This is a genomic window from Planococcus sp. VCh962, from assembly GCF_057748275.1.
Genome location: NZ_JBYLHS010000007.1, coordinates 95,783 through 106,197, shown reverse-complemented (window position 1 = coordinate 106,197; position 10,415 = coordinate 95,783). Strand labels below are relative to the sequence as shown.

General features: G+C 43.0%; 11 protein-coding genes and 1 tRNA gene. 11 read left to right on the top strand and 1 reads right to left on the bottom strand.

Annotated elements, in window-relative coordinates:
- The first annotated feature begins 19 nt into the window (after positions 1–19).
- From AC3AQ9_RS16480 to AC3AQ9_RS16450, 7 genes are all read left to right on the top strand, one after another.
- Positions 20–1,546: a tetratricopeptide repeat protein gene (locus tag AC3AQ9_RS16480; RefSeq protein WP_488308579.1), complete on the top strand. Its 1,527-nt coding sequence runs from the start codon at positions 20–22 to the stop codon at positions 1,544–1,546.
- Positions 1,547–1,613: 67 nt separating this feature from the next.
- On the top strand, positions 1,614–2,567 hold the full coding sequence (trxB, locus tag AC3AQ9_RS16475; RefSeq protein ID WP_488308578.1) for a thioredoxin-disulfide reductase: 954 nt from the start codon (positions 1,614–1,616) through the stop codon (positions 2,565–2,567).
- 637 nt (positions 2,568–3,204) lie between these two features.
- Positions 3,205–3,690 (top strand): NUDIX hydrolase, encoded by a 486-nt coding sequence (locus AC3AQ9_RS16470; protein WP_488308680.1) that lies wholly within the window; start codon positions 3,205–3,207, stop codon positions 3,688–3,690.
- On the top strand, positions 3,683–4,564 hold the full coding sequence (gene rapZ / locus AC3AQ9_RS16465; protein ID WP_488308577.1) for an RNase adapter RapZ: 882 nt from the start codon (positions 3,683–3,685) through the stop codon (positions 4,562–4,564). Before AC3AQ9_RS16470 ends, rapZ begins: the two co-directional genes overlap by 8 nt.
- Before the next feature lie 4 nt (positions 4,565–4,568).
- Positions 4,569–5,564 carry a gluconeogenesis morphogenetic factor MgfK gene (gene mgfK / locus AC3AQ9_RS16460; RefSeq protein WP_488308576.1) on the top strand — a complete coding sequence of 332 codons (996 nt, stop codon included), beginning with the start codon at positions 4,569–4,571 and terminating at the stop codon, positions 5,562–5,564.
- 22 nt (positions 5,565–5,586) lie between these two features.
- Entirely contained in the window at positions 5,587–6,537 is a 951-nt protein-coding gene (gene whiA / locus AC3AQ9_RS16455; protein ID WP_488308575.1) for a DNA-binding protein WhiA, read from the top strand.
- Between the two features lie 60 nt (positions 6,538–6,597).
- Positions 6,598–6,855: an HPr family phosphocarrier protein gene (locus AC3AQ9_RS16450; protein WP_488308574.1), complete on the top strand. Its 258-nt coding sequence runs from the start codon at positions 6,598–6,600 to the stop codon at positions 6,853–6,855.
- 102 nt (positions 6,856–6,957) lie between these two features.
- Here AC3AQ9_RS16450 and clpP read toward each other — a convergent pair whose 3' ends face one another.
- A complete protein-coding gene (clpP, locus tag AC3AQ9_RS16445; protein WP_488308573.1) occupies positions 6,958–7,560 on the bottom strand; it encodes an ATP-dependent Clp endopeptidase proteolytic subunit ClpP in 603 nt (200 codons plus the stop codon).
- A 174-nt stretch (positions 7,561–7,734) separates the two neighbouring features.
- On the opposite strand from clpP, the gene AC3AQ9_RS16440 reads away from it, so the two are divergent.
- The 4 genes from AC3AQ9_RS16440 to gap all read left to right on the top strand — a co-directional run bounded on the left by AC3AQ9_RS16440 (position 7,735) and on the right by gap (position 10,318).
- Positions 7,735–7,806 (top strand) — tRNA-Arg (locus AC3AQ9_RS16440).
- Positions 7,807–7,930: 124 nt separating this feature from the next.
- Positions 7,931–8,161 (top strand): glutaredoxin family protein, encoded by a 231-nt coding sequence (locus AC3AQ9_RS16435; protein WP_488308572.1) that lies wholly within the window; start codon positions 7,931–7,933, stop codon positions 8,159–8,161.
- 108 nt (positions 8,162–8,269) lie between these two features.
- Complete coding sequence (locus tag AC3AQ9_RS16430) at positions 8,270–9,313, top strand: sugar-binding transcriptional regulator (RefSeq protein ID WP_488308571.1); 1,044 nt, start codon at positions 8,270–8,272, stop codon at positions 9,311–9,313.
- The gene (gene gap, locus AC3AQ9_RS16425) at positions 9,314–10,318 is read left to right on the top strand and encodes a type I glyceraldehyde-3-phosphate dehydrogenase (protein WP_488308570.1); all 1,005 of its coding nucleotides are present in this window, start codon (positions 9,314–9,316) and stop codon (positions 10,316–10,318) included.
- Positions 10,319–10,415: the final 97 nt, after the last annotated feature.

The window sequence follows — 10,415 nt, the reverse complement described above, 5'->3', positions numbered from 1 at the left end:
ACTTTTTCGGAGGCATATTTTGGAGAATAAAAAGAAGAAAAACTATGAAAATGTCCTATCATTCATTCCATCAGGGGAATATTATTACAAAAAGGCATTAAAAGAGTTGCAGCGGGAACAGTATCCAAAAGCTCATAAGTATTTGCAGCGTGCTACAGAACTGAGCCCTAAAGACCCGGATATCTGGGTTCAATTTGGAATCGTGCTCATGGAAATGCAGGAATTCGGGCAAGCAATGGAAGCATTGCGCACGGCGTATGACCTCGATCCATATAAGACGGAGAACTTGTTTTTCTTGGCAGAAGTGCATGCTCATATGGGGATGTTCTTAGAAGCACGCAATTTTGCGAAGAAATACGTGGAAAGCGATGTCCAAGGCCAGTATGCGGCAGAAGCTTTGGAAATCATCGATTTTGCAGAGCAGGAAGACTGGCAGCTTTTAGATGATGATGGAGAAGCTCAAGACAGTGAGTATTTTTATCAGCAAGAAAAGGCTCGGCGCTTGATGGAGGAAGGAAACTTTCTGGAAGCCATCAAGTTGCTGGAATCGCTGATTGAAGAAAAGCCGGACTTCTGGGGAGCACATAACAATCTGGCGCTGGCTTACTTTTATATCGGCGAAACGGAAATGGCAAAAGCGTTATTGCATGATGTGTTAAGAAGAAATACAGGAAATCTGCATGCGCTTTGCAATTTGGCGGTCTTTCATTATTATGAAAAAAATGATGAACTTGAAGATGTGCTGGATTTGCTGAAGAAAATTCAGCCTTATATTTTTGAGCACCGCTATAAATTAGGTGCCACTTTTGCGCTGGTCGGTAAGTATAAAGAAGCATACCGCTGGTTGCGGAGCCTTCAAAAACGCGGGTTTGATGGTGACCCGGCGTTCTATTTCTGGTTGTCCCATGCCGCTTATCATTCCGGCCATGAAGATGTAGCCAAACAAGCATGGAAGCATTTGACGAAAATAGATCCTGGCAAAGATGGCTATGAACCATGGGCAGAACAGGCAGCTATGCCACATCCGGAGGCGCTTGAACACAACCGGGATTACTTGGTGGAAAAACTGGATCATCCGCACAAGAGCGAGCGTTTATTCGGCCTGTTTCTATTAGGAAAGTCTGTCCATAAACAGGAAATTGTCTCGCACCCGAATTGGCTGAAAGCTGACCAGCCTTCTGTACTTGAAACGTATTTGCTTGGGTATGCGCTTGGCCATCCATTTAAAGAAGCAATACCGGAAGAGCGAGCTTTCATGCGAGCAATGGAAGCGACTGAAATCCTCTATCAAGAGGAAAATATGATAACGGAACAAGGCTCCTACGCTTTCCAAATGTGGTTTATGCTGGTTGAAAAAGCGTTTGAGCGTCGTTATGGATTTAAAAACCCAAGAGCCTTAGCCGCTTCGGTTGCTTATATGGTCAGATCTTCAAGAGACCGTTCTGTCACAAAAAAAGCGGTTGCCGCGCATTTTGGCATATCGACAGCTACATTGACAAAATACGTCAATGAATTGATCCAGTATTTGCCGCTTTTCGAATCATAAGCAAAAAAGTTGCTGCAATGCTGGTAATCTTATACGATTTAGCTACTGAGATTTAGGAGGGCCTATTATGACTGAGACAAATAATACTTATGACGTGATCATTATTGGAGCAGGACCAGCAGGCATGACAGCCGCTGTTTACACATCAAGAGCGAATTTATCAACATTAATGCTGGAACGCGGAATTCCTGGCGGCCAAATGGCCAACACGGAAGAAATTGAAAACTATCCGGGTTTTGAACATATTTTAGGGCCAGACCTTTCGAATAAAATGTTCGAGCACGCGAAAAAGTTTGGTGCTGAATATGCTTATGGCGATGTGAAAGAAATCATTGATGGGGAAGAATACAAGACCATCATTGCTGGTTCAAAAGAATACAAAGCGCGCGCTATTATTATTACAACAGGTGCGGAATATAAAAAAATGGGCATTCCTGGAGAAAGCGAATTAGGTGGCCGTGGTGTCAGCTATTGTGCGGTATGTGATGGAGCATTCTTTAAACAGAAAAATCTTGTTGTCGTCGGAGGCGGAGATTCTGCAGTTGAGGAAGGCGTTTATTTAACGCGTTTTGCAGATAAAGTGACAATCGTCCACAGACGCGATGAGCTTCGCGCACAAAAAATCCTTCAGGATCGGGCTTTTGCAAACGATAAAATTGATTTTATCTGGAGTCATACGGTTAAAGAAATTAATGATGAAAATGGCAAAGTGGGAAGTGTCACGCTGGTTTCTACAAAAGACGGCAAAGAACAGGAATTTAAAGCGGATGGCGTATTTATCTATATCGGTATGCTGCCGTTGACGAAACCGTTTGCTGATTTAGGAATCTTAAATGACGAAGGTTATGTTGTGACCAATGAGAAAATGGAAACAACAGTTCCAGGAATATATGCTGCAGGAGATGTGCGTGAAAAAATGCTGCGTCAAGTTGTTACCGCAACAGGTGATGGAAGCATTGCTGCTCAAGCTGTTCAGCATTATATTGAGGAATTGGTCGAGAAGATTGGGATTAAAGCCTAATTTAATGCTATTTTAATGTGCTTGTAACACCCTTGTCATGAGAGGGTGGTAAAGTAGGAATAGTAAATTGACCCCCTTTTTATAAAGATATTTTGACAGGCCGTTTTTCGAGTTAATCGGAGAGCGGCCTCTTTTTTTATGCATAAAATTTAAAGCTCGTTTTCAAATAGGCTTTTCGGATCTGTTCAGGCGCTTCCGCTTTTCTTTGTCCAGCTCCGGTGCCTGGCCCCTCGAGGTCGCTTCGGTCTTACTGCGAATGGCAAAAGCACCATTCACTGTAAGCCCTCCAGCGCTTGTCGGGGCTGTATAGGCACCTGCGCTTTTCTTAGTGTCTAGCTGCAAGAGCCAGCTTCTCGGGTCACAAGCCAACCTGGCTGTGTGGCAAAAAACGCCACTCCGCCAGTTCGTCTTATGCCTGTCGAAGCTAAACGGCTCTTTCCGCTTTTCTGGATCTAGCTGCAGCGCCCAGCTCCTCGAGTCGCTTCAGACCGGTCTGCGATGGCAAAGTGCGCCATCACTAACCGATCTTCCAGCGCTTGTCGGAGCTTACCGGGCGCTTCCGCTTTTCTTTTTTTGCATGACACGCCTGGATAGATGTATAATGGAGAGAGTTTACAATAGATACGGAGTGTCGACAGTGCAGCGAATCGCAAATTTATTAGTGGTCCATGATGGACAAGTATTGCTATTAAAAAAACCCCGGCGTGATTGGTACGTTGCACCGGGCGGTAAAATGGAATCAGGAGAATCGATTTACGAAGCGGCGATCAGGGAATTCACAGAAGAAACAGGCGTCCAGCCGCTTGGAACGCATTTAAAAGGAATTTATACCATGATGATTCAAGAAGAAGAACAGATTGTAGATGAGTGGATGCTCTTTACTTTTCTGGCAACCGGCTTGATCGGCAAACCTTTTGAAGAAACGAGAGAGGGATTGCTTGAATGGCACCCTGTTGAAAGTTTGGCATTTTTGCCGATGGCAGAAGGAGACCGCACAAATCTGCAGTTTGCTGTTAGCCAAACGGGTATGCAGTACGGGACTTTTCATTATTCCCCGGAATTCCAATTAATTAAAGAAAGCATTCAAATGTCTACTGAAGAGGGGATCCAGCATAATGGATAAGCACACTGATGAAACTGAATTGATCATAATCACCGGCATGTCGGGAGCCGGAAAAACAGTCGCAATCCAAAGTTTCGAAGACTTGGGTTTTTTTACAATTGATAACTTGCCACCGACCTTATTATTGACTTTCATCAAGTTGATGAGAGATTCCGGCAAATCAATGAAGCGGGTTGCCGCAGTAATGGATTTACGAGGAGGAGACTTTTTCGACAGCCTGGTAGATGCCATTGACAATATCTCAAAAGAGCCGAAAGTATCAACGACAATCCTATTTCTTGATGCCGACAATCAAACACTTGTCAGCCGGTACAAGGAATCACGCCGGTCACACCCGTTATCTCCAGGTGGCCTAGTGCTAGGCGGCATAAAAAAAGAGCGTGATATGCTGATGGACCTGCAAGGACGGGCGAAATACATTTATAATACGTCAACCATGACGCCTAGACAGCTAAGAGAAAAAATTGTAACGGATTTTGCTACGCAAACAAGCAATAAATTTACTGTGAACGTGATGTCTTTCGGATTCAAACACGGCATGCCAATTGATGCCGATTTGGTTTTTGATGTCCGTTTTTTACCGAATCCTTATTATATTGAAGAATTGAATCCTTTATCCGGACTGGATGAACCGGTTTCCAACTATGTTCTTCAATGGAGTGAGACCCAAACATTAATCAGTAAACTGACGGACCTTTTTGACTTCATGATTCCCCAGTATAAAAACGAAGGCAAAGCGCAACTTGTGATCGCTTTTGGCTGCACAGGCGGCCAGCACCGATCAGTAACGCTTGCTGAGTATTATGGAAAACTATTGGCCAACCAAAATAAAACAATCATAACCCATCGGGACGTCAAAACAAGAAAGGGCTGAGTGCATGGAAAGTACTTTGCGCCGGAAACGGGTTGTTATAATCGGTGGAGGCACGGGACTATCTACGCTTTTAAGAGGTTTAAAAAAGTTTCCGCTTGATTTAACTGCGGTCGTTACCGTAGCTGACGACGGAGGAAGCTCAGGCCGACTTCGAAACGATTTAGATATACCTCCTCCTGGAGACATTCGAAACGTCATGGCTGCTTTATCAGATGCTGAACCATTGGTGGCAGAAATGTTTCAATACCGATTTAAACACTCCCCAGACTTAGAAGGTCATTCTCTAGGCAATCTCATGCTTGCCGCTTTGACAAACATCACAGGGGATTTTTCTCATGCTGTAAAGGAAATGAGCCGTGTGTTGAATGTCAACGGGACAGTACTGCCAGCAGCAAATCAATTGGTCACGCTCCATGCCGAGTTTGAAGATGGCACTATTGTCAGTGGAGAATCTAAGATTCCGGCGTATTTGCAGCCAATAAAGAGAGTGTTTTTAGAACCGCAGGATGTAAAAACTTTGCCTGATACGATAGAGGCTATAATGAAAGCGGACGTCCTAGTAGTTGGGCCAGGATCGCTGTATACCAGTATATTGCCAAATTTGCTTGTGAAAGATATCAAAAAAGCAGTGGTAGCAGCTGGAGCTAAAAAAATATATATCTGCAATTTGATGACGCAAGCAGGGGAAACCTACAAATATACAGCCTGCGACCATGTCCAGGCGATTTATGATCATGTAGGTGAACCATTCCTGGATGCTATTCTGCTCAATAAGGAACAAGTTCCTAAAGGAGTTGCGGAACGCTATAAAAAACAAAAAGCATGGCCGGTCGAATATGATGAAGAGCGTCTGCAAAACATGGGTCTTGAAATCTTCAAACAGGATATCGCGAATATTTTTGGCGAAGCAGTCCGTCACGAACCTATGAAAGTAGCAGAATGGCTATTTGAATATACTGGAGGCCTTATTAAGGAAGATCCAAAGCATTTATACTTTTGATGCTTGGAAGGGGGAATATGATATGTCTTTTGCTTCGGAAACAAAAAAAGAAATGACACAAGTCGAAGTGGACGATTGTTGTGGGAAAGCGGAATTATCTGCTTTAATTCGCATGAACGGCACCATATCATTTTCAAATCGGCAATTGAGCCTTGATATACAAACCGAAAATGCGGCAATAGCCCGTAGGATTTATACATTATTAAAACGCTTTTACCGGGCTTATCCGGTAGAATTGCTAGTCCGCAAAAAAATGCGCCTGAAAAAGAACAACGTTTATATTTGCAGAATCAGGGAAGGTTCTAAACATGTATTGGAAGACCTGGCAATTATATCGGAAGGCTTTCAATTTGAACATGAAATCAATAAGGCCTTAATTGAAAAAAACTGCTGCAAACGCGCATACTTGCGTGGTGCTTTTTTGGCAGGAGGTTCGGTTAACAACCCGGAAACATCATCCTATCACTTGGAAATTTACTCGCTTTATAAAGACCATGCAGATTCCTTGGTGAATTTAATGAATGAATTCCACTTAAATGGCAAGACCATTGAACGGAAAAAAGGGTTTGTCACTTATTTGAAAGAAGCAGAAAAAATTTCTGACTTTCTCAGTATTGCCGGCGCCCATTCTGCTTTATTGAAATTTGAAGACGTGCGCATCATTCGCGATATGCGCAATAGCGTCAATCGTTTGGTGAATTGCGAAACTGCCAATTTGAATAAAACCATCGATGCGGCTTTGCGCCAAGTGGAGAATATTCGCTTTATCGATCAGATGATTGGAATTGACCAACTGCCGGAGCGGCTTCGGGAAATTGCACGGCTGCGTGTAGAATACCAAGATGTCACCTTAAAAGAACTGGGAGAGATGGTATCAACCGGGAACGTCAGCAAATCCGGAGTGAATCACCGGTTGCGAAAAATTGATGAAATTGCCGAAACCTTGAGAAAAGGAGAAATGATTGGCCAATGATTGTCGGCCTTTCTTTCATATAAGTTAAAGTGTTTAGTCAAGTTTCAGAGGAGGATCAGCATGGTTGATAAACAAGTGGAAGTTCAATTGAAGTCAGGTTTACAAGCAAGGCAAGCGGCTTTGTTCGTTCAAGAAGCAAACCGTTATAATTCGGATGTTTACTTAGAAAAAGACGATAAAAAAGTAAACGCCAAAAGCATAATGGGCATTATGAGTCTGGCAATCAGTAAAGGGACGATCGTCAAAATTTCTGCAGATGGCAGAGATGAAGAAACGGCAGTAGAAGCATTGGCTGCCATTATTGAAAAAGATGCATAAAAAAGAGTCCACAGCAACCAGCTGTGGACTCTTTCTATTCTCAAAAAATTAAACAGAAAAAGAGGATTCGGAATAACTCATCCCGAATCCTCTTGGCTCGTCTTATTTTTTTTCTTCCAGCAATTTGTTGCGAGTGATGATTTGGTCAACCAAACCGTATTCAACTGCGCGTTCAGCAGTCATGAAGTTATCGCGGTCAGTATCTTTTGAAATGACCTCTAACGGCTGGCCAGTGCGTTCTGACAAGATTTCGTTCAATTTTTCACGGAGATGCAAAATGCGTTTCGCCGCAATTTCAATTTCTGTCGCTTGCCCTTGTGCTCCGCCAAGTGGTTGGTGAATCATGACTTCAGCATTTGGAAGCGCATAGCGTTTTCCTTTTGTTCCTGCTGCAAGAAGGAAAGCTCCCATTGATGCAGCCATACCAATGCAGACTGTCTGAACATCCGGACGGATAAACTGCATCACATCGTAAATCGCCATACCGGCAGTGATGCTACCCCCTGGGCTGTTGATGTAAATGGAAATATCTTTATCTGGATCTTCAGCTTCAAGGAATAGAAGCTGCGCTACAATTGAGTTAGCAACATTATCGTCGATTCCGCTGCCGAGCATGATAACGCGGTCTTTCAACAAGCGCGAGTAAATATCATAAGCGCGTTCGCCTCTGCTAGTCTGTTCAATTACTGTAGGAATTAAATTCATAAGATAGTTCCTCCTTAATAATAGTTAATAGGCAAAGCATGCTGAAAGTTCTTCCAGCTGTACTAATATCATACACATTTTGGTCAATGAAGGTCAAATCTAACGAATTAAAAAAATAGGCTTGAAAAGTTTTTTTGTTATGGTTATAATAGAAAAGTCGTTAAGAGCGAAAACGCCCTCGTAGTGTAATGGATCACACGTAAGATTCCGGTTCTTAAGATGGGAGTTCGATTCTCTCCGAGGGCATACTTTTAAAAGCCGATTCCTTTTCCGCACCTGCGGAAACAGGAGTCGGCTTTTTTGAATCCTTTTAAATGAATGTGTTTAACTTAAACTACAAATGAAATCTGAATAGAAAGTAGGAACTAAAATGATTACCTTTTACACACGTCCAAATTGCCCTTTATGCGATGAAGCAAAACTGATGCTCGAGCTTGTCCGGGAAGATTTCCCTTTCGAGTATGAAGAAGTGGATATTGAGAGCGATGATGCCATTCATCAAAAATACATGCTGATGGTTCCGGTTATTGAAAAAGACGGGGAAGTCGCAATTTATGGAAACATTGGGTATATCGAATTATTGGAAGCGTTAGAATTCTAACGCTTCTTTTTATTTGCATTTTAGTTAGTCCTTCGTTAGAATAAAACTAGTGGGACAATAAAATTAAAAGTGGGACAAAAAACGTCCAGCTTGAAATGGAGTGAACGAATGGATCCATTAACGGAAGCGAAGAAAAAGCTGATGCCGGAAATGACCGAGCTCCTGAAAAAGCGTTATCAGATCCTCCAGACCATTCAAATGGAACAACCCATTGGCAGACGAACCTTAAGTGAACTTGCCGGAATGACTGAACGGGATATCCGAAAAGAAACAGATCTTTTGCGAAACCAGCAATTGATTGAAGCAAGAACTGCTGGAATGGTTGTTACTGCACAGGGACTTGAAGTGCTTAATGCTTTAAAGGAGTTTATGCGCGAAGTGTCTGGTTTATCCAACATGGAAAAAGAGCTGAAGTCCATTTTAGGAATATCAAGAGTGCTGATCGTTCCTCAAAACAGCGACGATATTCCAGCAGTCAAGTCTAATATAGGTAAAGAAGCTGCCCGCTTATTGGAAGCGAAGTTCCCACTGTATAAAAAAATCGCGGTAACAGGCGGCAGTACAATGGCTGCTATTTCAAAAGAAATAGCTTCCGATAAGAAAGACAGCTCATTGCAATTTATTGCAGCAAGAGGCGGTTTAGGGGAAGATGTCCTTCATCAAGCCAATACGATTGCCTCTTTGTTCGCTGAGAAAACCGGCGGAGCCGTAAAAACACTTTATCTGCCTGACCATTTAAGTGCTGAGGCATATGAGATGATGATGCGGGAACCGGTGATCAAAGAAATGATGGAGCTGTACGATCAGACACAAGTCGTTGTACATGGCATTGGCAACGCTGAAGAAATTGCGCTGCAGCGAAAGTCGTCATTTGAAGAAGTTGAAAAGATCCGGGCTGGCGAAGCAGTCAGTGAAGCTTTCGGGTATTACTTTGACAAAGATGGAAATGTAGTTTATCGCATCCGCACAGCGGGAATTCAGATTGAACAGGTTCAAAAAGCGCCATTTATCTTAGCAGTTGCGGGAGGGCGTTCGAAAGCTAAAGCAATTCTTTCTTACTTCAAGATTGCACCAGAGCAAACGGTTTTGATAACAGATGAAGGTGCGGCACGAAAAATAATCGAGTTAACTCAAAAACAGGAGGAATTTTAAATGACTTTAAAATTAGCAATTAACGGATTTGGACGTATCGGACGTATTGTATATCGCCAGGTAATGGAAAACCCGGAAGTGGAAGTAGTAGCAGTAAACGATTTGACTGACGCAAAAATGCTTGCACATCTTTTGAAATATGATTCAGTGCACGGCATTTCAGATGCAGAGATTTCTGCTGAAGGCGAAGATCTTATCGTGAACGGCAAAAGAATGCGTGTATTCGCTGAAAAAGATCCTGCAGCTCTTCCATGGGGAGAATTAGGGGTTGACATCGTCCTTGAATCAACAGGCCGATTCACAGATGCCGATGCGGCTTCTAAACATATCGAGGCTGGCGCTAAGAAAGTTATCGTTTCTGCACCGGGCAAAGACATGAAAACATTGGTTATGGGCGTAAACCATGACAGCTACGACCCAGAAACGGACAACGTAGTGTCAAATGCTTCATGTACGACTAACGGCCTTGCAGGCATTTCTAAAGTATTGAATGAGCGTTTTGGCATCAAACATGCCATGATGACTACAATTCACTCTTATACAAACGACCAAATCCTGTTGGATTCACCTCATAAAGATTATCGCCGTGCACGTGCAGCAGCAGAGTCGATGATTCCGACAACTACTGGAGCTGCAGTAGCAGTAACAAAAGTTTTGCCGGAACTAAAAGGCAAATTGGACGGAATGGCTATCCGCGTTCCTACACCAAACGTATCATTGATCGACTTAGTGGCAGAACTTGAAACAGAAGCTACTGTTGAAGATGTCAACAATGCGTTGAAAGAAGCAACTGAAAACGAATTGAAAGGTTACTTGGCTTACACGGATCTTCCGCTGGTATCAAGCGACTATAACGGCAACCCGGCTTCATCTACAATCGACGGTGCATCCACAATGGCACTTGGCGGAAACATGGTGAAAGTTCTTTCATGGTATGACAACGAATCAGGTTACTCTGCACGTTGTATCGACCTTGCTCTTCACATGTATAAAACAGGATTGTAATCCCAAATTTATAGCTTAATTTCCGATGAACCTCTATAATGGAAGAGGGTAAAGGGGTGGGGTTTTACCCCGCCCCTTATTTTTTTTAGACGAACGG